Genomic DNA, 21,612 nt, shown 5'->3' with positions numbered 1-21,612 from the left:
GAGGCATTATTATGCAACTAGAAAAGCAACTCATTAACTGGAGACGTGACTTCCACCGATTTCCTGAACAAGGTTTTCTAGAAATACGTACGGCATCCATCGTAGCAAGCATATTAGAATCCTTAGGTTTTGATTTACAGCTCGGCAAAGAAGTGATGAAAGCAGACGAATGCATGGGGAAACCCGACGCTGCAAAAACGAAAGAACATGTCGCATGGGCAAAAGAAAACGGAGCTGTGGAACGCTTCCTCCCTTATTTTGAGGAAGGGTTCACCGGAATCGTCGCAACGCTCGATACGAAACGTCCCGGCCCTACTGTTACGTTCCGTGTGGACATGGACGCATTACCGATTTTAGAATCTGATGCGGCACACCATACACCTGCAACCGAAGGATTCCGTTCTACTGCGGAAGGCTCCATGCATGCATGCGGACACGATGCACACACTTCCATCGGCCTCGGACTTGCTACTTTGTTAGCTGAAAAGCAAGATGAGCTAAGCGGTGTCATCAAGCTGATCTTCCAACCAGCCGAAGAAGGCACACGCGGAGCAAAAGCGATGGCTCGTGCAGGGGTTGTTGACGATACAGACTTCTTCATCGCTTCCCATATCGGAACCGGCGTGCCGCAACATCATTTCGTCGCTTCAAATAACGGCTTTCTTGCGACAACGAAGTTAAATATTACGTTCACAGGAAAAGCTGCTCACGCAGGTGGTGAACCGGAAGTCGGCAAAAATGCATTGCTTGCCGCTGCAAGCGCCGCATTGAATATGCATGCCATTTGCCGTCATTCCGGCGGGGACTCTCGCATTAACGTGGGAGAACTCCACGCCGGATCAGGAAGAAACGTCATCGCCAACCGCGCCACTCTCATCGCTGAAACACGCGGGGAAACAAGCGAAGTGAACAACTATATGAAAGAACAAGTTGAAAACATCGTAAAAGGCGCTGCACAAATGTATGGCATCGAGTACTCGATCGAAACTGCAGGGGAAGCGATCAGCTGCAAATGCTCCGAAGACTTGGCAAAGAAATTAGCCAACATCGCCGAGCAGCACGCTTTCATTGAACAAGTGGAAGTCACGAGTGAAGCAAACGCAGGTTCAGAAGACGCCACCTACTTCTTGGAAGCGGTCCAAAAGCGTGGCGGCCAAGCAACATACTGCATTTTCGGCACCGACCTCGCTGCCGGCCATCACCACGAATGTTTCGATATCAACGAAGATTCCCTCCTCCCTGCTGTCGAAATTTTATTTGCAGCAGCGAAGGAATTAAGCCACTCAAAGTAAATGAACGACTTGAAGCCGTCCCATTCGAGAGAAATCTTGAATGGAACGGCTTTTTTTATTGTCGTGAAATTGTTTTCGTTGGTGGCTCGATTCTGCGACTTCGAGAATCGGATATTGAGCGCAAATTTGGTTAGGTCCTAAGTCACGAAATGACAATAAAACTCGGGAAATGATCGATAACTTTGTGACATTGACCGATAACTCTCGCGAAATGACCGATAACTTCCGGGAAATGACCGATAACTCACTGGAAATGAACGATACTGTTGGATAAAATTAAAACCTTAAACAGCAGTCAGACATTCTGTAATGCGACTGGGTCGAGTGTTAAAATAGTAGCAATTACAACCAATGGAGGTATGTCATGTCACGGAAGCACCGTTTTGTAAATTTGGATGAAGTGGAAACGACAAAAACATTTACAGATTTTCGCCGTTGGCAGAAGGAGCGCAAGATTAATAAAAAGGATCTTAGCATCCGAATCGAGCAGGCACCATACAAGCAAATCGAAGAACTAAAGAGCAATCGAATGGACACGTCGATTACATGGATTGGGCATTCCACGTTTTTCATTCAGATGAATGGCCTCAATATGCTTACCGATCCTGTCTGGGCCAATCGTATGGGCTTTCAGAAACGACTGACGGCACCAGGGATTGCTATGATGGATCTGCCTGAAATCGATGTCGTCTTCATTTCCCACGGACATTATGATCATTTGGATTTTCCAACGATCAAAAGATTAAAAGGAAATCCGACCTTCTACGTTCCAATCGGGTTGGGACAGGCTTTCAAAAAGCGGGGGTATGAAAAAGTGATTGAGGCCAATTGGTATGATTCGTTCGAACAGGCCAACATGACTTTCTCATTTGTCCCAGCGCAGCATTGGGTGAAACGGACACTCACTGACACGAATACATCCCATTGGGGCGGCTGGATTATAGAAAATCAGAAGCATTCCATTTATTTTGTTGGAGATACGGGATATTTTCGCGGATTCAAAGAGATCGCAGAGAAGTTCAATATTCAAACTGTGCTGATGCCTATCGGAGCCTATGAGCCGGAGTGGTTCATGAAAGTCAGCCATATCAACCCGGAAGATGCGGTAAAGGCCTTTTTGGAGTTGAAAGGTCAAACATTCATCCCGATGCATTACGGGACCTATCATTTGGCTGATGACACCGGCCCTGAAGCCATCTCAAGATTGGATGCCGAGTGGAACAGATTGCAATTGGACGCTTCTCAATTAAGGAAACTACTTATCGGGGAAACTTGGTGGATCTAAGCAATTAGATTGAATTAAATGAATCGGAGTTGGAAATAATGAGTAAAAAATGGTGGAGTTGATTCCCTTGGCAAATAAGTATTATGAAGACAAGAAAGTATTTTGCTATATCTGCCGCAAAATCACCTTTTTTACTTACAAAGATTCACATAACAATAGCGGAGTAGAAAGTCATTGCAGTGAATGTTTAGGGATTTGGTTTGAATGGCAAAACAGGGCCGTCGAAAGAGAAATGAAAAAGTGGATTGATTATAATAGCACCAAATTTTCTATTGGGAGATTTATTAATTTGGAAAAGTGATGGTATGCAATTGCGGAATTGGTTGATCATTTGTCAAACATCATTACTATTTGTTCTTCACATGTCCGTTTCGAACGAACTCCAAATCTTGTTTGCCAATACTCTTTAGAGGAAATAGTAAAAGACAAGTGTAAGCTACTATTCTACAAAGGGGCACTATGCTATGGCCAACCAAAACGAAGACATCGTTACCTATTTTCAAAAACTAGATCGTGCCTTTTTCATGGATGAACTGAAGGAATTTGCATACATGGACGAGGCCATTCCAATCGGGCATGAACAAACCATCTCCCAGCCTTCCCTCGTGCTCGAAATGACATTGGCCCTCGATTTGCAGCCAGATTCTAAAGTGCTGGAAATCGGAACAGGATCCGGCTTTCAGACCGCACTACTAGCAGCCTTCTCGAACTCCGTTTATACGATTGAACGAATTGCTCCTTTGCACGAACGGGCGAAAGAAAGATTGGCTAAAGCCGATTTCACGAACATCCATTTCAAACTGGATGACGGCAGCGCCGGTTGGGAAGAACACGCTCCCTATAACCGAATCATGGTAACTGCCGCCGCTGCCCAAGTGCCACGCGAGCTTATGGATCAATTAGCGATCGGTGGAAAAATGATCATTCCAGTTGGAACAACACTTCATCAGGAACTGTTGCTTTTGGAAAAAGAGGAGCACGGAGAAATTCATTCGACAGTGTTGGAAGAAGTGAGGTTTGTTCCCTTAAAGGGGAAGTACGAATAAAGTGTGAGCTACCAATTATCCCATCGTTAGAAAAAACGACAACTGTTCTCGCACCAATATCCACTCCATTCCATAATTTATGTACACAAAAAAGACCCTAACAAGTAGGGTCTTTTTCCAGCTAAAATTAAGCTTTTTGAACGTTAGTAGCTTGTAGGCCACGTTGTCCTTGTTCAACTTCAAAAGTTACACTTTGACCTTCGTCTAAAGTTTTGAAACCGTCGCCTTGGATTGCAGAGAAATGTACGAATACGTCTTCTCCACCTTCACGCTCGATAAAACCAAAACCTTTTTCTGCATTGAACCACTTAACTGTACCTTGTTCCATATTAATTGCCTCCTAGTGCGGTCTTCCACACATGTGATACTATCCTTGCTCAAAACCTTAGACGAAAAGCAAAATATATTCAGACAAAATATATTTTCAATCTGAATTAGAACAAAAATAATTCTTCTTTATAATAACAGGTATTAGATTAAATAGCAAATAGTACGACTGCTAATTCTTTCAAAGCCATACGAATGCTTGAAAGATCGCTTATAAAAGCACCAGACACCCGAAATTTGAAATTGCCCGGGTGCCGCGTGCTTTTTTGAACTTCTATTCACGGATGACAAGTACGTCACATTTTGCGGAGCGGACAATATTTTCAGAGACGCTGCCCATGACGAAGCGTTCAACTGCATTTAATCCTGTCGCTCCACAAATAATTAGATCTGCATTCAGTTTGTTCGGCAGGTCCGTTGCAATCATTTTTTTCGGCGAGCCATAATCGACAATCACATTGACTGCTTGCACACCTGCTTGAACAGCTTCCGCTTTGTAGTTGTGCAGCATTTCCTCAGCAGATTTATAGGTTCTTTCAGCGATCGAACGGTCATAAGCCTCAACTGAAGAATACGATCGTGTATCGACGATGTTGACCAAATTCAATGCGGCCCCGTTACGATGAGCAATAGCTACCGCCTTTTTGAAAGCCTTTTCCGACTCTTTAGATCCATCTATTGCGACGATTATTTGTTTGTACACCAATGACATACTTCTCACTCCATTCCTATTCATATCGACTACTTCGACAGATATGGAGCATTTCCTTCCTTCCTAACGAAAAAGGTCCACAAATTTCGACAAATTAATTACAAAACTCGGATTTTTTAATGTGTCTATTTCTTCTTAAACCATTTGTCCAATAGCTCATAAAAAGTAATGTTATGACTCATAATGATGAACCATAGGAACATAAGAATAGTGACCGTTAAGATTCTCGGTTGTCCTTCGACAATAATTTGCATAGGTACGATATACAGCATACCTACTACACCGAAAGCAATGGACATCAACTCAATATACAATTTGAGTTTCAGAAAACCCATCCTTTGTCCCTCCTAATCCCCTGTTTTGCTACATGGCAATGACTTTCACACTTTTCTTACTCCTATCATACCACCTCATCTGAAATTTTAACGGATAATTTCAATAAAATACTTCTCACCCTCCATCGTCAACAGGATGGAAAGACGGATTCTGTTTTGCGTAGCTTGTCTACAAATACCCATATAGGAAACGGTTAAGCTACTACATTCGAAATCCTTTCGATGACACACAAAAACTCCGCCAGTCAATAACAACCAGCGGAGCCTTTCAATTGCATTATATGGCTGATTAGCTTTCAGCCCAGTTTCTCTTAAAGTCAGTTGCCTGCGATATTTAGGCACCAAGTGAAATTTTCCCAAGCGGAATACCAGCCGGTGAAAAATTCGTGCGAATCATCCCAACGAACTTCGAATTTCTTATGCCCTTCTACCTCGACCAAATATAACGCAAGGGTATTATCCTTCTTGGATATCGCAAGCTGCATGCCGTTTTGAAGTTCCTCCTCAGTTAACGGTACATCCGAAACCGAGCGCAGTTGTGCTTGTTCAAATACTTGCTTGTTACTGATTCTATAATCCATAATTAGCCTCCACTACAATAACTATTCTTTATACCAGTTCAAACGTCTTCTGCAAATCATTGAAGTACAGTAGTTTATTTTATATCTATTTGCCGATGAAATCAAAGCGAAAACAACAATGCGGAGCGAATTTATTTATTTGATGAAGAGCAATATATTTCATCTAATTTATTTACGGATAATTTCAATAAAGTGCTTTAAGATCCTCGCCGTCAGTCCCCAAATCGTATAAGAGCCATACTCAAAAAACCATTCTTCTATCGCTCGGCCCCTCCATTTGTAGTTCGCGCCATTCCTGATTTTCTCGAAAGGAAAATTCGAATCGGGCGAGGGGTGTACAATAACCGAATGCATATACGGCTCGTGATCGAGCAGATAGTGAAGCGGCACGGTGAACACTTCTTCCACCTCAGATGTATTGTAAGATCGAATAATTTCCTTATAATTTACGATTCCCACAAACGGATAGACTACAAATGACGGAGATGCAATGTAAGGACTTAGCGATCCCAAAACTTTCACAGTATCGGGGTTCACCCCAAGCTCTTCATGCGTTTCCCGTAAAGCCGCGAAAAGAGGCGATTCGTCAGTTGGGTCAATTCGACCGCCAGGAAAGCAAATATCCCCAGGTTGGCTCCTCATTATAGACGAACGGATTTCGAACAATACACACCATTCCCCTTCCACTTCGACAAGTGGAATTAAAACAGCCGAACGGAAAGCTGTCGCTTCGCCAATAAATAACTCTTTATTGGTCCTCAACTTTTCTTTCCATTTTTCTTCATTCATGAAATCATCCCCCTATCTTCTGCAAGCCTTTTCTAGTACTTATTATAACTTACTTTTCATCATTTCCAGTAATCATGAAGAGATGGTCGTAGTGTTATGTATGAATTTCAAGACAATTGCCAAGACAATTTTATATCACTATACGGTTCCAAGTTGCCTATAGATTTGTTACATTTTTATAATGGGCCAAGTGTGTTTCATTCCACAAAGGGTATCTTACTCAGATAAGACCCTCAGGATTCGTCCTCGAACCAGTGACTCCGGCCTGTTTAAGGGAGAGGGAAATAGCATTATTAAATCATCCTCTCAACGTAAAGGAAAGGTGAAATTGCATGATGGAACTCAACCAGATAACAACATTATTTCTAGCAGCAGCACTGTACCTGCTCGGCACGATGCTTGTCAACCGGATCGGCATCCTTGACCGATTTCTCATTCCTGCGCCAGTCGTTGGCGGTCTGTTATTCGCGATTGTCGCGCTCATTTTGAAATCTACAGGCATTGTGGAAATTTCATTGGATACTTCCTTGCAATCCATATTCATGATCGCCTTTTTCACAACAGTTGGTCTCGGCGCAAGTTTTAAGCTGATCAAGCTTGGCGGAAAGCTATTGATCATCTATTTGTTACTGTGCGGCGTAACCGTTTTCATGCAGAATGTTATCGGCGTCTCTCTTGCGAAAGTCTTTAATATCGATCCGCTGCTCGGCGTCATGAGCGGCGCCGTGTCAATGAGCGGTGGACACGGAGGGGCGGCTGCATACGGGCAGACGATCGAGGATCTCGGCACCACATCCGCTGTGACGATCGGGATGGCTGCAGCAACACTCGGACTCATCTGCGGCAGCCTGTCAGGCGGTCCTGTCGCACGGCGTTTGATTGGCAAGTATAACCTAAAGCCGAAAGAAGGCAATGTGACAGAGTATGTAGAAAAAGATGAAAAGCCGATCGCCCAGCATTCTTTCATGGTTCAAGTAACGATGATCACGTTATCGATGGCAGGCGGGACAATCCTTGGCGACATGTTCACAGAAGCAACAGGCTTCGTATTGCCCGCTTACATAGGCGCGATGTTCGTCGCGGTGCTCATCCGAAATATCGTGGACCGTTTCCTTCCTGGAACCGTTAACATGAAGGAAATCAACTTGATCGGAGATGTGTCACTCGCCATCTTCCTATCCATGGCGCTCATGAGCATTAAACTATGGGAACTTGCGGGCCTTGCGCTTCCGCTCGTCGGCATTATCCTCGTCCAAGTGGTCTTCATTGTCGGCTTCTCCGTATTCATCATGTTCCGCGCGCTCGGCAAGGATTATGATGCAGCGGTCATGATTTCAGGCTTCCTTGGGCATGGCCTCGGTGCCACACCAAACGCGATGGCCAATATGGGAGCCACTGTCAATAAGTTCGGCCCTTCGCGCACAGCGTTTCTAGTAGTCCCGATCGTCGGCGCGTTTCTAATGGACGTCATCTTCAGCGCACCAATCATCATCACAACTATTAACATGCTGGCACCTAAATAATTTGCGGTGCCTGTGCAAGAAACATTCACGACAATTCAACCAATTCGCATAAAAATTCAGTGCAACAAAGAAGAAGCTGTTCATTACAGCTTCTTCTTTTTATTTATGCAATTGTAGTGAATTAACTGATTTGCTCCTTGCACAGGCACGCGATTTTGGTACTCTAATAGACTATTGAATGATGACTAGTTTATAGATATAGTATAATTTGATTGATTATTGTAAAATTAGTGATAAGTAGTGATTTACAAAGGGGAGAAGGTTGAATATGTCCTTAATGGAATCAAATGAAATTATTAGCGTTGCCAAACTTCGTGACATGAAAGTCCCAGAAGATTATACGCAAGTTGCCAATCTCTTCAACATCTTGGAACCCAATTCCACAACAGCTCAATCCCTCGAGGAGGAAGACCGGCATATTCCAACCGCTTCCAATCTGAAGTGTAATGAAAATGGCCTCTTGGTCGGTTTCGGTAGAACAAGAGTTGTGGCGGAAAACGGAGAAGGGGTAATCATCGGGTATGGTGCAGCGTTTCGTGCGCCGTGGACAGACCCCGGTCAGGTCGGAAGTACGTTCTGTGTTCATCCCGATTATCGTGGACAAGGGGTAGGCGGTTTGCTTCTCGCCCATATTGAAAACTGGGCAAAGGAACAGCAAGCATCCATCCTTTTATCCACTGTCCATGATTGGATTGATGCCTCCCTTCCCTTTGTTCAAAAACGGGGATTTACACTGGATGCGCATGTGTTTGATTTACATCTTGACCTTCGCTCTACTGACCTGGCGAATCATGAAAATTTAGTAGAACAGGTAAAAAGGTCGGGCATTCAATTCAAAACTTTAGCGGAGCTGCAAGGAGAAGATTTGGAGCAAAAATTGTATGAGTTGTGCGTGGAAACAGCGAAAGATAATCCGGGACAATACGGAAGCCTTCCGCCGATTGAACAATGGCGAAAAGAGTTTTTGCCGGAAGACACCTCGCGCAACGACTGGGTTTTTATCGCATTGGACGGAGAGCGTTTCGTGGGAGTCACTCAATTGTTCACCACAGAAGAAGAGGGAGTGCTGTATACAAACTATACGGGGGTTCATAAAGCATATCGGGGACGCGGAATTGCAAAAGCGTTGAAACTATTATCGATTGATTGTGCGATAAAAGAAGGGGCACATACGATGACGACGGATTCCGAAGAAAATAATGCGCCGATGCAATCCATCAATCGAAGCTTAGGCTATGTGCCTGGAAAAGGCCATTACCGGATTCTGAAGCAATTCATTAAATAAGTAGTGAACCACCCTTGAGTTCAACAATTGCCAAGGGTGGTATTCATATTTCCTGAAACGACTGGAATTCATTTCAATAAAAAGACCACATCTTGTCTTTTCGATCTTTCAACTCCTTCAGGACAAACGCCCGGTGCTCGACCAGTTCCGGAAACTGATAAAAGAAGTTAATCTTTTCTTCTGGCACCGTTTGAGGGCTGTCATTGTAGGGCGTTAACATAAAATAAGCAAAAGACTCCGCAATATCTTCCAAAGGATGTACCGTAGCATACGTTGTCACAAAGGAATCCTTATGTTGCTCATAAAAAGCAATTCGTTCTTCCACAGTTTTGTAACCAGCTTGTAGCCAATACTCCTCATAGTCCTTCAAAAAGGCTTGATAGTAGAGAGTCATATAACTGTCAGCGTTGTAACACTCTTTATAAAACTTCAAATGATATTGATCTGCTGGACACGTATCCGAAATGACAAAATCCCTTTCATTCCATGTGAGCAAATGGCCATATTCATGAATCAGTATTGCCACCGTGGCAGACTGAAGCCAATGCGGGACCATATTAGAAGGCATCCCCAATTTCCCCTCATAAACATTGACATGAGGGTACACATTCTCTTGGAAATCAATAACTTTCAGATTCACTTTACTCCGATCGAACAAAGCATGTACAAGTTCAGCGATGCCTTTGAAGATACTCGCGTCCTCGCCTTCTGTCAAAACGATTTCATCTTCATTTATTTCATAGCGGGCGATAACCGATTTATCAACTTCCTTATCATTCGCAGCAAATGCAAGATCAGATTCATCTTCTACCGTATTCACCCTCAAATACGACATTTGGTCTGAATGTTTGAGTGCTCCTGAAAAACTAGTAAAATGCTCGCTTCCATATTCATCCCCTACATCACGGCATTCCCCTACTGTCTGACATATCTCCGAATCAATCGGCTGCGACCAGTACTCATCGACGACCGTTTCATCTTCTTGTTGGGCTTCGACCTCTTCCACAATTTCCGTCTCCACCAAATCAGCAACCGCCTTCTCTTCCTCCTCACATCCCGCAAGTAAAATCACAATCGCAGCGAATCCCCCTATGATTATCCTTTTGACCATTCTCATCTCCCCATTCATTTTTATGAAAACGACAAGATCGCATTACTCGGTATACGGACAGGATTGTCAAGAAGTTTCAAAATAGTATAGGATTTGCAGGTCTTGTAGTTCTCACTTTCTAAGTAAATCTCATTTCCCGCAAACGGGTACGATTTTTTCCATGAAAAAACACCAACCCTTTACCTTGGGCGGTGTTGGACACTTAGTATCATTGTTGTATCGCTTGTGATAGTTTTGAAGTGATTCGTACATTTTCGAAAGAAATCCCTAACTGTATCGCCATCAAGGCAGTTTCCGGTCTGATACCGGACAATGTTGTTTCGACACCTATCAACTCCAAAGACTGGATGAGCCCAGATAGCTGTCGTGCAACTATATTATCCATCATAACCATACCAGACAAATCTATATACAGATTGCTTATCCCTTTAGCCACACATTGCTCCAATGTGTTCTCCATAAGTAATAGCGCTCGGTCAGCATCTAACTCTCCAATAATCGGAAGCAAGGCTGTGTGATCACTTATCACAATGACAGGAGAACTTAATTCATTTATAACGTCATTTTGAAATCGCAGTTTTTCTTTTAAATATCTGTTCCTCTCATGTGTATACCAAACAATCGCCTGATCCGTTATTTTAATGATCAGTTCATAATAATGTAAAGCGGATTCAATGGTCATCGACTCTTTATTCGCATTGATAAACTCTTTAATGAAACCAAAATACACATTCCGCGTTCTCATAAACTCTCTTATGATAAATTCAATCGGTGTGTTTACAAGTTCAGGGTCGCTCGTCGTCTCCAAAATCCAACTTTCCATCCGCTTCATCACTTCAGATTCTTCTTCAATCAAAATTCGAAAAGCATTTTCGTGGAACGCAAAATTCTGCCCTTTCAATTTCTCAATCTCTATAGGATCGGTAGAAGAATATACGCCAGATGGATCACTTTTATCTAGTTTTTCATACCACTCTTCCGTCATTTGTTCTGCCTTACTCATTAATAAATCATGTAGTTTCCTGTTTTCCGACATTTTTTCTTTCCCCCCACTACCCCTGATGTTTACTGAAGCGAATTATTAGCTATATGTAATGTATCATAACACATTTTACACTTTTTTGAATATTCTTTTTGCAATATTTTACAACACCAGTTTCGGGCAGCAATTCCATTCAATCGCTATGGGCTCAATAAGTACTATTTTCAACACTCGCTTCATAACCTCGTAAATAGTAACTATCGAAAGGAGTGGTCCAAATGAAAAAAATATTGTCAGCACTACTGGTGTTCATACTTGGTTGTTCATACGCCGTTCCTCTGCATACAAGCGTAGCAGCGAAAACCGAAATGTATGTACATGCAAAAAATGACATTATCCTTCGTGTAGAACCGAAACAAAATGCTAAAAAGATCGGAACGATTCAAAACCACTCGAAAGTAACGGTTTTGTCTTCTTCAAACGGATGGTCCTATGTACAAGCCGGCAAAAATAAGGGATATGTGTATACATCTGCGTTATCCAAGCAAAACCCGAAAGCCGCTTCAACGACGGTTGCCGGTGGCTTGACACCTACAGAAGGGCTGATTCTTACGTACGAACCATCGTTCTTAGAAGAGAAGAGAGAGACGTTTACTGTCAAAAAAGATGATGAATACACCTTCTTATATAATAAAAAGAGTCCCCTTTATCCGGACTTATCGAACTTTACTTATATTGAAGACAAAAAAAGACTGCTGATGGGTGTATCAAGTTCCGACTTCATCTTCATCAACGTTCCCCTGCCATTGAAACAAGGGGCTGCTACAATCGATTCGTCTCTGATGTTTGAGGAGCAAAAGGTGTTGGTTGAAAGCACGACGAAAACAGTAACCGTGAAAGCCGGCACATTTAAGAACGTCGTCATTCTCCGTTATCCAAGCGGCTCGAGAGTTTATTTCGCAAAAGGGATTGGAGTCCTAAAAATCGCGGATAAAAATGGCAAGATTTTTACGGAGTTGGTGTCTGTGAAGGAAGGGAAATAGGAAGTCGTGATTTGCCATTTAAATAAATTTTATTGTTGTGTGCTATTATTAGGCTTAACTCGATCAAATAACAATAGCAACACACAAAACCGAAGTTGATTTGTACTTGCAGCACTCAATTCAGGAGGTCTACACAAATGAATAATAATGATATACTGATCCGATTACGATACGCTTTAGATTTTAAGAATACTGAGATGGTAGACATTTTTAAACTTGGCGGCATTGAAGTGACAAAAGAAGATATATTGCTGTTGCTTACAAAGGAGGATGAAGCTGAAAATGAATTACAAATGAAGTGTACGAATCAAATGTTGGATTCATTTCTAAATGGCCTCATTATCTATAAAAGAGGAAAACAAGATCCAAAACCAGGACAACCTCAAGGTCAAGCAGGATCGATCATGACGAATGAAAATGTTAATAATATCCTACTAAAGAAAGTAAAAATAGCACTCGCGTTAACAAGTGAGGATATGCTTGATATTTTAGAAGATGCAGGAGTCATTATATCCAAAGGAGAATTAAGCGCTGTATTGAGGAAAGAAGGGCACAAGAATTATAAACCGTGCATGGATCGATACGCCAGGAACTTCTTAAAAGGATTAGCTTTAAAATATAGGGCCTAATGCAAGGTGCCTGCTACTGATGCAATTTCGAATTGCGTTTGTACCAGGCACTTTTCTGTCGGAACTCATTTACATCGTCGATATAAAATCGAATTATCGCTAGAGAATCATAATCGAAAAGACCGTCATTGAGTCCGATCATTATTTCCTCCAAACTTTCCGATAGTCCACTCTTCCGTGGCTATTAAGTTCAATGTTGACATAAGGGTTTTCTTTCGGCTCATAGACCGTGTGGAAACGGTGATTGCAAAAGAAAATTGCATAATTCGACTTCAAAACCGATTCGAGTTCAAAGTAAGTATCCCACCGCGCAGATTCTGCTTGAGCACTTCTGATTGCCCTGACTTTCTCATCTACAGTACTCTTCATCTGCTCGTTCAAACACGAATAGATTACGAGCTCATTGGACTGCAAGGCAGTAAGCAGGGATAATAAACGGTCTTTCCCTAATGCAATTCCTCCTACAAACAGGTCATAGGTTGCCATGCTTTCATCACTGACGATTTGATGAATATCAACTACATCGACTGTCGACTCAATCCCCATTTTAAGCAGTTCGGTTTGCAAATGGTTTGCCGCCTTCTCATGATTAGCACCCGGTCGAATTTGCTGTGCGGCAATTTGTAGCGGGGGGCCTTCATAACGAATTTTCCCACTGATTTTATTCAAACTAGCGTTTTGGGAATGGCTAGATAGAAAGCTCACCGCCGCAACTTCATTATCCAGCCCTTCGTTTCGAATTTTCTCCGGTTGAAGTCTCGTGCAAATCGCCTGCCGAAGGGCTTCTTGCTGAAATGGTCCCTCTTTCAAACAGTTAAACATAACGTAACTCGCTCCATCCTCCATTCGCTTTACTTGTTTCCAAGTAGCATCAGGAGCTTTTAATACAAATGGATGAATTGCTTCCTCTTCATAATGAGAAGGCGTTTTAATAATATGTATTTCATCCAGCCAAGGCCTAGCTGAAAAATACGATTGATTTACTTCTAACCTAATGATATTTTCATCATTCTGCGTCAATCGATACGGACCGCTGCCGACAGGGAATTCTTTAAATTTCTCGGGATTGTCGTTGACTATCTCAATCGGTACGATAGAAGCCTTTACCCCCGCCAACATGCGTGGGAATAAAAAATCCACTTCTTTTAAAATGAAATGAACAACGGTCCGACTATAAGCGTCCACCCTTTCGATATTCGCAAAAAGCCATGTTTCCTCCATTAACCTATCGAACGTTGACTTGACGTCTGAGGAAGTACACTCCCTCCCATGATGGAAAGTGATTCCTTTATGAAGATAAAACGTCCATTGTTTCCCGTCTTTCGTCTCCCAATGATGAGCAATGCCCGGCGTTAACTCGTTAGTTTCGGCATCGTATTCGACAAGTCGATCAAATAATTGCTGTACCATATGGCCATCGTGACGGGAAATAATCCTCATGGGATCCATGACCAATCTTGTTTCATAAAACGGATAGCGTAAAATATCCAAGTCCTGATTATTTTCCGTTTGGTGTGCGAGCCCTAAATCTTTGGTAAACCATTGTTGAAACTTCTTTTTCCCTTGCTCCCCCATTGATTCCACAAGCGAAAACGCATCCTGATATCGCCCAGCCCGAACCATCTCTTTTGTCTGGTTCAATAAAATTTCGTCTCTTGTAAACCGGATTGTGATTTTCGGCTTCTTCCCTCTCCCCTTTTGCGTAATCCACTTGATGGCCCCTTCGCTATGCAATACGTTCACAACCGTTTTCACATGTCGTTCCGAACAATTCAAAATAGCAGCAAGAGAGGAGACTGATGTTTCCTCTTCAATGCCTTCTGCAAAATGCTTCGTCAATTCAAGCAAATGATCCACATACTTCACAAGCCATCCTCCTTCATCCAGTTCGATAAAAGGTGAACTGTAAAATAATTTACGGACACTTTTAATGCACCTTTTCTTATTCTACACTTCTTCTATGCGGCAGAACAATCGGAGGGATGAAAATGAAGGCAGTTGCTTCAGAGCTTTCACTGTTTAAAAATAGGAATTTCATGCTGTTATGGGGGAGCTCCACGATAGCGAGTTTTGGAATGCAAATGTATAGCATTGCGATTCCATTGCTAATTTACGATCTAAGCAGATCCGCATTGGCGATGAGCATGATGCGGGCGATTGAATTTTTTCCGAATATCTTTTTAGGAATGCTTGCAGGGGCGCTAGTCGACCGGCTAAATCGGAAGACAATGATGGTGTGGACAAGCTTCATTCAAGTGGTTTCAATGTGTGGAATCGTCACGTTGCTGCTGACAAATCATATTGAACTGTGGCATTTATACATCCTCGGCTTTGTCTTGTCCTCTGCGGGGTATACGTTCGGTAATGCCAATCACTCAGTACTTCCCCAAATCGTTTCCAAGGACCAGCTGACATCAGCAAATGCCAAGCTGTCATTCATTGATACGCTGATACGGATGATTGGCCCGGGGATTGCAGGTGTACTGATCGCCGTATTTTCCTATACGTCGACGTTAACGATTTACCTTGTTTGTCTATTGATCATGTACGTATTCATGCAATTTTTGAATGTCCCTCCAACTGCGAAACGGGAGGACTCGTCGCATTCAATCTGGAAGGATATGAAGGAGGGGATCGTCGAGCTATTTAACAATAAAATTCTATTAACACCAACCATCACGGTGCTTTTCAGTAATTTCGCATCCAGTCTCGTCATAGGCGTCCTCATCTTCTTTGCCACAGATCAGCTCGGTGCCGATTCCAAGCAAGTCGGTTTCATGTTTACAATCTCTGCAATCGGCGGACTGATCGGCGCAAGCGTCATCAGCAGGATCCGCAAACGTTTCGGCCGTGGCGTCATTTATACATACTCGCTCGTCTTTGACATTCTCTCCATGTGCTTGCTGTTGTTCGCACAGACGTGGTGGACAATCGGCATCTCCCTTGCGATCCGGACGTTCTCAACGACACTTTCCAATATCGTCTACTTTACAATTCGCCAGGAATTCACACCGAATCATTTACTTGGAAGAGTCGCGGGAACCTCATCCATGTTAATGAAGTTAACCCTTCCGTTAGGTCTATTCATTGCCGGCCTATGGGCGGAATGGTTACCGATACGAATTTTGTTTTTCATTTCGATGTGTATTTTTATTGTGCTTTTCGTTCGGTTGTTCTTTCATCCTTTTAAGAAGCTTGTATGAGAGAGAGGTCTGCTCCTGTTGTGGGCAGACCTCATTTCTAGCAGGAAAAAGAGTCTTATACGAATTGTGGTCCCTGTTATTAATTCCGTATGATAATATACGCCATGTAAATGATGTAGGCGATGCCAAGCACTGCTCCTTCTCGCTTTCCAATCTTGAAGTTCGTTCTTGAGAAAATCAATAATACGATAGTCAGCGCAATCATCAGAATGACATCCATGAAAATCTTATCATTGACCGCTAATGGAGAAATCGTAGCCGATGCACCTAGTACAAAAAGAATGTTAAAAATGTTACTCCCGACAATATTCCCTAGCGCAATTTCACTTTCTTTTTTCAGTGCCGCAGAGATGGATGTGACAAGTTCGGGTAAGGATGTGCCAATTGCAATGATCGTTAACCCCACCAATGTTTCACTCATCCCAAGGGAGTAAGCAATTTCTGTTCCGTTTTTTACTACCAAATTTCCTCCAAAGATTATTGCAGCCAATCCTAACACGGTAATTACTATATTTTTACCCCATTTGATGTTCTCAGGAACTGGATCACCAGCTGTATCTTTTCGGCTTTTCAGGCCGAGTTCAATTATATAGTACATAAAGATGGATAAAAACAATAAAAAGATAAATCCATCACTTCGTGTAAGCAAGTTGCTAGTGGACCCTTGCAAAGAAATATCACTCATGAGAATTAGCAATGCCGCACTTGCGAGTAAGGTAAATGGGATTTCTTTTCGAATGGTTTCACTTTCAACTCTCAACGGATATAAAAAAGCAGCTACACCTACAACAAGGGTAATGTTAAAAATATTGCTTCCGACTACGTTACCCAGTGAAACATCTGCACTTCCTTCCAGTGCTGCAATAATACTGACAGTCGCTTCCGGTGAACTTGTTCCAAAAGCCACAATCGTTAACCCAATTAAAATAGACGGAACCCGAAGCAGTTTTGCAATATTAGAAGACCCGTCAACAAAGAGGTCTGCTCCTTTTATTAACAATGCAAATCCAACAATTAATAAAATATAAGCCATTGTTTGCTCTCCCTACTTCATAATTTCAATCAATACATACCCCAATGTTACGGAATTAAAAAGCTGGATACAGTATTGTACATCTGAATCCCTCCTTTTAAACTCAGCTACATTCTACAGCTTATTCATATTCAAACCCGCAATCGCCTTTGCAACCCCATCTCTAAAAGCTGCATAACCTTTATGAGCAACCAACGCATCCATCGCCGTTTTTAGCTCTGCAGCATCCTCCAAATTCTCAACAGGCACTGCCTTGGAATAAATACGAGTAAAACGTCTTCCTTCCTCATAAGCAAGCGCCCGGACAGGAATGCCTTGTTCCTCCAAGCTCTTCAATAAATGAGTTCTTTCCCTCTGTGGGAGCGGACCTACCTCAACGATCAACCGGACCTTCAAATTCTGTCTTTCAAACCAAGCAATAAATGGATAGCCGAGCCAGTACTTTTCTGTCACTTGGTACTCCGAAGGCAACTGCGTCCACTCAGGTTCCATAAAACTAGGCACGGTATGATTGACATTATAATAATCAGATGCAATCCGCTGTTCATTCACAAACTGAGTAAAAGCTTTTTCTAAAGGAGAGGAAATCGCTACTTCAGTAACGTCAATGATCGGAAGGCTATCGTCAGTTGCCACTATAACCGCCTCATTGCTTATTCGTAAGAAAGACTGAAAGGATTCCTTCTCGTACAGCCGCAGCATGGATTCAACTAACGCATCGATATCTTCCCACGAAATCGGACGATCTGCATCCATATAAATATTTGTATACTGTCTTCCTTCTTCAAAAGCGTACTCTTTTACGTTGACGCCTCTCACCTTTAACGCCTGTAAAAGCCGCACTCGATTTTCATGATGTAACGGACCCACCTGCACGGTCAGTTTCAAACGGTCTTCCACCTGTTCAAACCAAGCAATCAGTCCCTTATTCATCCACCATTTCTTACGCAAGTCGTTCTCGTCAAACAGCTCGTCCCACGTCTGCTCAATGAAGTGCGGCACACGGAAATGGGGCGTATACAAATGCTCCGGCCAGTCCAACTTTCGGGCAAATCGAATAAATGCCTCCCGTAAGAAGCTGCTGCCGACCTTTACGACAAAGTCAATCGTCTCCTTATATTGACTGTAAATCTGGCTCAATTCATTCGCAAAACTGCTCTCTACCATCCTTCCCTTTCCAGCACCAGCAAGGAGGTCAACAGCTTCCTTATGGTTTTTATATAGAGCCATCCCTTTCTCATTCAGCTCATTATTTTGAACCAACTGATCCTCTAAAATATCGATGTAATAGGAAATGAAAGAATGCACGTCTGGATGCATATACTCTTTATTCGCATCCGTCATATTGTTAAGGATGTCCAACACATCCGAATAACCAAGCATCAAATAGTCCTCATGCGTTGGCTCCTCATCCTGCAACGTCAAAAACACCGGAATGATTTTATAGCCATCATAAGCCATCCGGACAAACTCGATATATTCTTCAAGCTGCCCCTCCGATTCATTCGACCAAAACTTGTTTTCTATCAGGAACGCCACTTGATGCAAGTCAGAGATTGCCAACAGATCGATTCGTTTCCTGTTTGGCGTCGTCAACTCTTTATACACGATGAGATCATGATACGACTGGCGGCTCAACTGAAGGACATCATAATTCGCAATCTTGTCCTCATCATCATAATTCGCAGGATTGACAAAGACTTTCGCAATCAACTTCTTGATGAAGTAAGAATCCAAATCATGATTCTGCCGCGGATCCATCAGCCACCCCAACACATTGGAATGACGGATTTCATAATTATCGACTTGGAGTACTTTGAACGGATTGAAGCGGTTAAAGTGGTTATGTAGGTACGTGAAATCCTGTGAATCCTCGATGAGGGATAGGATTTGTTGTTGGTGGTTGGGCATGTGGGTTCCTCCTGAGTCAAATGGTTTTGGAGAGTGCTTTTGTTGAAAAAACGGTATTATAATAAAAATAACACGCTTATACTAAAAAGGACCACCTAATTCTACCAACATTAGGCGGTCTGTAATAAGTAATAGCGGGTTCCCTTCAAAGGGGGAATCAGCCGGGTATTAAAATAATCCATCCACTATGAGCGGGCACTCAAGGTTGGATTATTTTTTATGGTTACACTTTTATCGTAGGAACTTTTCACTTTGAAAAGCAAATTACATAAATTTATACCAATACAAATAAGAAAGAACACAACCTAACCAGGAAATAAAGCCAAAAATTATGACTATCTTATTTTCGGACCATCTGTATTTTTTACGAAAATGATAATGGATTGGCGCCATTATAAATAGTCTTTTTCTAGTGAGTTTATAGTAACGAACTTGAATAATAACCGAAAATATTTCCGCGAAATAAATAATAAAGAGGAAAGGTACGAGAATTTCCACATGTTCAATTACTGATAAGAAAGCCAATAATCCTCCTAATGCTAAAGATCCCGTATCACCCATGAATCCCTTTGCTGGATAAAGATTAAATAGTAAAAATCCAAGAAGACATCCTATAAGGGCTATGGAAATTATTTTAACTTCAATATAGCTACTGGTTAGGAAAAAGAAAGTCAAGGTTGGAATAGATACATTCGCCAAAAGTCCATCCATCCCATCCGTAAAATTAACGGCATTAGCTGATCCTACAATAAACAGTGTTATTATTAATAAGTACAATGCCATGGGTAAAGAGAAAGATATATCTTTTGTAATGATGATCGCGGAGTTAAAATCAAAATAAGTAATCAATAAATATAAGATAACAAACGTAAATAGAAATTGAAAAAACAGTTTAGATTTACCTGAAATACCTTCAGGGTCTTTTCTCGCGGCTTTCCAAAAGTCATCTAAAAAACCAACAAAACCAAATAATAGAAAGACAGTACATAATAGAAGCATTAAACTGCTGGTCTTAAAATACAATGCGACCAGCACACCTATATAAAAGACGATTCCTATCGCTAAGGGAGTTCCTTTCTTTCGCTGTTGATCTGATGGTAGTTCCTTCCTTATAGGTTGCGTGAAATTTAAACGCTTAAATAGGAAAATGACTATAGGAGTAACAAGTGTAACTAGTAAAAAGGAAATAATTCCAACGTAAAACTCCTGAGACATTGATCATTCAGCTCCAGCCTAGTATTTTTTAAAAGCAACATATCTTGCATGATGCATACACCGCCCTGCCTTAAACACTATGGCGCTTAGCATTCACCTTCTCCGTATACCGATTTTTGAATTTAAAGGTTGAGCTCAGTGAAAAGGCGATGATAGAATGGACATCCTGCATTTCCGCTTGTCCTATGTACGTAAGCAAAGCTTGCACATGGCTGTAATTTTGCCGAATCGGATTGTGCATTTTTGTTTTCTTCCCGCTCTCCATTCGGAATATACACATCATGGTAGACCGTGTCAGCATCCCCTAATTTCCGGAGCTTGGCCTTTACAACCCACTCTCCATACTTCCCTTTGATAACCGGCATTTTCCATTGCAGTATGATCGATAAGATCACGAACATAACGACAATCGGAAACGCTATAACTGAAACCTTCACTAATTGAATAGTACCACAACAATTACAATATGTTCCATGTGAGAAAGAAAGATTATTAGGTTATCCGAACCCCTCTATAATTCCCCACCCATATATAAAGCAGTGCTTTAAAGACCAATTAAAAACGCCCAAGAGCATAGTTTCCCTATCCTCTCAGGCATATTGAATACGTAATCTGATGGCTTCACGTCTATTCAAGAAGAACCTAGCGCTTTGAACAGCGCGAGTTGAAATCCATTTCAATTTTCTCTTTCCAATCTTCCTTGATTTCGCTATTGGCCCTAAACGAACTGATCGTTTCACTGATTACATTGTAGTTCAGTTCTGTTCCGTCTCCGTCCGCGTGAAAATTGGCAGCGCGGTCTTTTGAAATCCCGAATTGGCTGGCGGTTGAGATGGCATCGATATTGGCGCCAAGGAAGATGAATTCCCAGCCTTCTTTGCTTTTACGTACGTCAATGAGTTCCCGGACCTTTTCATAGGTGAATTCACAGCTCGCATTTTCCAACCCGTCCGTCGTAATGATAAACAACACATTCCCTGCATGCTTCTCTTGCGCATGGCTGATGCGGAGAATCGTCTTCCCGATTGCGTCCAGTAGAGCAGTCGTACCCCTTACGTAATACTCCTTGCTCGTCATCGGTTGAATGGCTTGCAGATCCACACCATCATGCAGCACTTCATAGGCATCATCAAATAGGACAGTCGTGACGCGCGCCTCTCCCGCCTCGTTCTTCTGTTTTGCCAGCATCCCGTTAAAGCCGCCGATCGTGTCACTTTCCAGCCCGCTCATTGACCCGCTACGATCCAGAATAAAAACCAGTTCCGTCGTGCTTGTTTTCATGTTGTTTCCTCCTCAACCTTATTGTAAGT

The 21,612-nt window shown here is 42.3% G+C and carries 21 protein-coding genes; 8 read left to right on the top strand and 13 right to left on the bottom strand.

The window, feature by feature from the left end:
• Positions 1–11: 11 nt before the first annotated feature.
• The 3 genes from ACTHPA_RS13010 (at position 12) to ACTHPA_RS13000 (ending at position 3,623) form a co-directional block, all read left to right on the top strand.
• Positions 12–1,292, top strand: a complete 1,281-nt coding sequence (locus ACTHPA_RS13010; protein WP_440500778.1) for an amidohydrolase — start codon at positions 12–14, stop codon at positions 1,290–1,292.
• A 364-nt stretch (positions 1,293–1,656) separates the two neighbouring features.
• Positions 1,657–2,577 carry an MBL fold metallo-hydrolase gene (locus ACTHPA_RS13005; RefSeq protein WP_440500776.1) on the top strand — a complete coding sequence of 307 codons (921 nt, stop codon included), beginning with the start codon at positions 1,657–1,659 and terminating at the stop codon, positions 2,575–2,577.
• Between the two features lie 464 nt (positions 2,578–3,041).
• Complete coding sequence (locus ACTHPA_RS13000) at positions 3,042–3,623, top strand: protein-L-isoaspartate(D-aspartate) O-methyltransferase (protein WP_440500775.1); 582 nt, start codon at positions 3,042–3,044, stop codon at positions 3,621–3,623.
• Positions 3,624–3,750: 127 nt separating this feature from the next.
• Here the strand turns inward: ACTHPA_RS13000 and ACTHPA_RS12995 are convergent, their stop codons facing one another.
• The 5 genes from ACTHPA_RS12995 to ACTHPA_RS12975 all read right to left on the bottom strand — a co-directional run bounded on the left by ACTHPA_RS12995 (position 3,751) and on the right by ACTHPA_RS12975 (position 6,367).
• Entirely contained in the window at positions 3,751–3,951 is a 201-nt protein-coding gene (locus ACTHPA_RS12995) for a cold-shock protein (RefSeq protein WP_440500774.1), read from the bottom strand.
• Between the two features lie 273 nt (positions 3,952–4,224).
• On the bottom strand, positions 4,225–4,662 hold the full coding sequence (locus ACTHPA_RS12990) for a universal stress protein (protein WP_440500772.1): 438 nt from the start codon (positions 4,660–4,662) through the stop codon (positions 4,225–4,227).
• Positions 4,663–4,787: 125 nt separating this feature from the next.
• On the bottom strand, positions 4,788–4,997 hold the full coding sequence (locus ACTHPA_RS12985; RefSeq protein WP_440500771.1) for a hypothetical protein: 210 nt from the start codon (positions 4,995–4,997) through the stop codon (positions 4,788–4,790).
• A 317-nt stretch (positions 4,998–5,314) separates the two neighbouring features.
• Positions 5,315–5,578, bottom strand: a complete 264-nt coding sequence (locus ACTHPA_RS12980) for a hypothetical protein (RefSeq protein WP_440500770.1) — start codon at positions 5,576–5,578, stop codon at positions 5,315–5,317.
• A 168-nt stretch (positions 5,579–5,746) separates the two neighbouring features.
• Positions 5,747–6,367: an NUDIX hydrolase gene (locus tag ACTHPA_RS12975; RefSeq protein WP_440500769.1), complete on the bottom strand. Its 621-nt coding sequence runs from the start codon at positions 6,365–6,367 to the stop codon at positions 5,747–5,749.
• Positions 6,368–6,699: 332 nt separating this feature from the next.
• Here ACTHPA_RS12975 and gltS point away from each other — a divergent pair, with 332 nt between their 5' ends.
• Both gltS and ACTHPA_RS12965 read left to right on the top strand, forming a co-directional pair.
• Positions 6,700–7,890, top strand: a complete 1,191-nt coding sequence (gltS, locus tag ACTHPA_RS12970) for a sodium/glutamate symporter (protein WP_440500768.1) — start codon at positions 6,700–6,702, stop codon at positions 7,888–7,890.
• 268 nt (positions 7,891–8,158) lie between these two features.
• Positions 8,159–9,175: an N-acetyltransferase family protein gene (locus ACTHPA_RS12965; protein WP_440500767.1), complete on the top strand. Its 1,017-nt coding sequence runs from the start codon at positions 8,159–8,161 to the stop codon at positions 9,173–9,175.
• Between the two features lie 73 nt (positions 9,176–9,248).
• On the opposite strand, the gene ACTHPA_RS12960 is transcribed toward ACTHPA_RS12965, so the two are convergent.
• Complete coding sequence (locus ACTHPA_RS12960; RefSeq protein WP_440500765.1) at positions 9,249–10,286, bottom strand: hypothetical protein; 1,038 nt, start codon at positions 10,284–10,286, stop codon at positions 9,249–9,251.
• 208 nt (positions 10,287–10,494) lie between these two features.
• A complete protein-coding gene (locus ACTHPA_RS12955; protein WP_440500764.1) occupies positions 10,495–11,322 on the bottom strand; it encodes an STAS domain-containing protein in 828 nt (275 codons plus the stop codon).
• A 224-nt stretch (positions 11,323–11,546) separates the two neighbouring features.
• On the opposite strand from ACTHPA_RS12955, the gene ACTHPA_RS12950 reads away from it, so the two are divergent.
• Positions 11,547–12,311: an SH3 domain-containing protein gene (locus ACTHPA_RS12950; RefSeq protein WP_440500762.1), complete on the top strand. Its 765-nt coding sequence runs from the start codon at positions 11,547–11,549 to the stop codon at positions 12,309–12,311.
• A 137-nt stretch (positions 12,312–12,448) separates the two neighbouring features.
• A complete protein-coding gene (locus tag ACTHPA_RS12945; protein WP_440500760.1) occupies positions 12,449–12,940 on the top strand; it encodes a DUF1456 family protein in 492 nt (163 codons plus the stop codon).
• A gap of 141 nt (positions 12,941–13,081) precedes the next feature.
• Here the strand turns inward: ACTHPA_RS12945 and ACTHPA_RS12940 are convergent, their stop codons facing one another.
• On the bottom strand, positions 13,082–14,806 hold the full coding sequence (locus ACTHPA_RS12940; protein WP_440500759.1) for an ABC transporter substrate-binding protein: 1,725 nt from the start codon (positions 14,804–14,806) through the stop codon (positions 13,082–13,084).
• A gap of 122 nt (positions 14,807–14,928) precedes the next feature.
• Between ACTHPA_RS12940 and ACTHPA_RS12935 the strand changes: the two genes are divergently transcribed.
• Complete coding sequence (locus ACTHPA_RS12935; RefSeq protein ID WP_440500758.1) at positions 14,929–16,143, top strand: MFS transporter; 1,215 nt, start codon at positions 14,929–14,931, stop codon at positions 16,141–16,143.
• A 79-nt stretch (positions 16,144–16,222) separates the two neighbouring features.
• On the opposite strand, the gene ACTHPA_RS12930 is transcribed toward ACTHPA_RS12935, so the two are convergent.
• The 5 genes from ACTHPA_RS12930 to ACTHPA_RS12910 all read right to left on the bottom strand — a co-directional run bounded on the left by ACTHPA_RS12930 (position 16,223) and on the right by ACTHPA_RS12910 (position 21,583).
• Positions 16,223–17,176 carry a calcium/sodium antiporter gene (locus ACTHPA_RS12930; RefSeq protein ID WP_440500756.1) on the bottom strand — a complete coding sequence of 318 codons (954 nt, stop codon included), beginning with the start codon at positions 17,174–17,176 and terminating at the stop codon, positions 16,223–16,225.
• Positions 17,177–17,290: 114 nt separating this feature from the next.
• Positions 17,291–19,087: a PD-(D/E)XK nuclease family protein gene (locus ACTHPA_RS12925; protein WP_440500754.1), complete on the bottom strand. Its 1,797-nt coding sequence runs from the start codon at positions 19,085–19,087 to the stop codon at positions 17,291–17,293.
• 264 nt (positions 19,088–19,351) lie between these two features.
• A complete protein-coding gene (gene mraY / locus ACTHPA_RS12920) occupies positions 19,352–20,302 on the bottom strand; it encodes a phospho-N-acetylmuramoyl-pentapeptide-transferase (RefSeq protein WP_440500753.1) in 951 nt (316 codons plus the stop codon).
• 122 nt (positions 20,303–20,424) lie between these two features.
• Entirely contained in the window at positions 20,425–20,739 is a 315-nt protein-coding gene (locus ACTHPA_RS12915; protein WP_440500752.1) for a hypothetical protein, read from the bottom strand.
• 205 nt (positions 20,740–20,944) lie between these two features.
• Positions 20,945–21,583 carry a vWA domain-containing protein gene (locus tag ACTHPA_RS12910; RefSeq protein WP_440500751.1) on the bottom strand — a complete coding sequence of 213 codons (639 nt, stop codon included), beginning with the start codon at positions 21,581–21,583 and terminating at the stop codon, positions 20,945–20,947.
• Positions 21,584–21,612: the final 29 nt, after the last annotated feature.

It is taken from the genome of Sporosarcina sp. SAFN-015, from assembly GCF_051966875.1.
GTDB lineage: Bacteria > Bacillota > Bacilli > Bacillales_A > Planococcaceae > Sporosarcina.
Note: the sequence above shows the minus strand (reverse complement) of the source record. Positions and strands in the feature narration are given on the sequence as shown.

Excerpts from the sequence above, each read along its gene's own strand:
- ACTHPA_RS12930 (WP_440500756.1), bottom strand. The coding sequence starts at position 17,176 with ATGGCTTATATTTTATTAATTGTTGGATTTGCATTGTTAATAAAAGGA.
- ACTHPA_RS12910 (WP_440500751.1), bottom strand. The coding sequence starts at position 21,583 with ATGAAAACAAGCACGACGGAACTGGTTTTTATTCTGGATCGTAGCGGG.
- ACTHPA_RS12950 (WP_440500762.1), top strand. The coding sequence starts at position 11,547 with ATGAAAAAAATATTGTCAGCACTACTGGTGTTCATACTTGGTTGTTCA.
- ACTHPA_RS12960 (WP_440500765.1), bottom strand. The coding sequence starts at position 10,286 with ATGGTCAAAAGGATAATCATAGGGGGATTCGCTGCGATTGTGATTTTA.
- mraY (WP_440500753.1), bottom strand. The coding sequence starts at position 20,302 with ATGTCTCAGGAGTTTTACGTTGGAATTATTTCCTTTTTACTAGTTACA.
- ACTHPA_RS12985 (WP_440500771.1), bottom strand. The coding sequence starts at position 4,997 with ATGGGTTTTCTGAAACTCAAATTGTATATTGAGTTGATGTCCATTGCT.
- ACTHPA_RS12925 (WP_440500754.1), bottom strand. The coding sequence starts at position 19,087 with ATGCCCAACCACCAACAACAAATCCTATCCCTCATCGAGGATTCACAG.
- ACTHPA_RS12980 (WP_440500770.1), bottom strand. The coding sequence starts at position 5,578 with ATGGATTATAGAATCAGTAACAAGCAAGTATTTGAACAAGCACAACTG.
- ACTHPA_RS13000 (WP_440500775.1), top strand. The coding sequence starts at position 3,042 with ATGGCCAACCAAAACGAAGACATCGTTACCTATTTTCAAAAACTAGAT.
- ACTHPA_RS13010 (WP_440500778.1), top strand. The coding sequence starts at position 12 with ATGCAACTAGAAAAGCAACTCATTAACTGGAGACGTGACTTCCACCGA.
- ACTHPA_RS13005 (WP_440500776.1), top strand. The coding sequence starts at position 1,657 with ATGTCACGGAAGCACCGTTTTGTAAATTTGGATGAAGTGGAAACGACA.
- ACTHPA_RS12945 (WP_440500760.1), top strand. The coding sequence starts at position 12,449 with ATGAATAATAATGATATACTGATCCGATTACGATACGCTTTAGATTTT.
- ACTHPA_RS12975 (WP_440500769.1), bottom strand. The coding sequence starts at position 6,367 with ATGAATGAAGAAAAATGGAAAGAAAAGTTGAGGACCAATAAAGAGTTA.
- ACTHPA_RS12965 (WP_440500767.1), top strand. The coding sequence starts at position 8,159 with ATGTCCTTAATGGAATCAAATGAAATTATTAGCGTTGCCAAACTTCGT.
- ACTHPA_RS12935 (WP_440500758.1), top strand. The coding sequence starts at position 14,929 with ATGAAGGCAGTTGCTTCAGAGCTTTCACTGTTTAAAAATAGGAATTTC.
- ACTHPA_RS12995 (WP_440500774.1), bottom strand. The coding sequence starts at position 3,951 with ATGGAACAAGGTACAGTTAAGTGGTTCAATGCAGAAAAAGGTTTTGGT.
- ACTHPA_RS12990 (WP_440500772.1), bottom strand. The coding sequence starts at position 4,662 with ATGTCATTGGTGTACAAACAAATAATCGTCGCAATAGATGGATCTAAA.
- gltS (WP_440500768.1), top strand. The coding sequence starts at position 6,700 with ATGATGGAACTCAACCAGATAACAACATTATTTCTAGCAGCAGCACTG.
- ACTHPA_RS12955 (WP_440500764.1), bottom strand. The coding sequence starts at position 11,322 with ATGTCGGAAAACAGGAAACTACATGATTTATTAATGAGTAAGGCAGAA.